The organism is Halomonas sp. SIMBA_159 (genome assembly GCF_046536035.1).
GTDB lineage: Bacteria > Pseudomonadota > Gammaproteobacteria > Pseudomonadales > Halomonadaceae > Vreelandella > Vreelandella venusta_A.
Genome location: NZ_JAWJBT010000789.1, coordinates 1 through 264 on the forward strand (window position 1 = coordinate 1; position 264 = coordinate 264).

Annotated in this window: 1 protein-coding gene; it reads left to right on the forward strand. The window is 53.0% G+C overall.

The genetic code is table 11. From position 1 onward, the window contains the following. The coding region (locus tag R0J87_RS21375; protein ID WP_498888808.1) for a DUF4150 domain-containing protein at positions 1-264 on the forward strand (264 nt) is incomplete at both ends.

Here is a 264-nt window from a genome sequence, read left to right on the forward strand (position 1 = left end):
CCCTTACGGAAACAATGCGAAGTCGGCCGATCTGGCCGATGGAAGCACAACAGTCACCGCGGATGGTGGCAATAGTATTGCCCTGAAAAGCAGCCAGTTTTCGTGCAGCACCGGCGATGCAGGCGGCGATAAAAAAGGCATTGTTTCCGGTACGACTGAAGCGGAAGCCAAATTCACCACGGCATCTTCCACAGTGAAAATTGAAGGTGTCGGGGTGGCCCGTAAAACCGATATGATGACCATGAACGCAGGCAATACCATGTG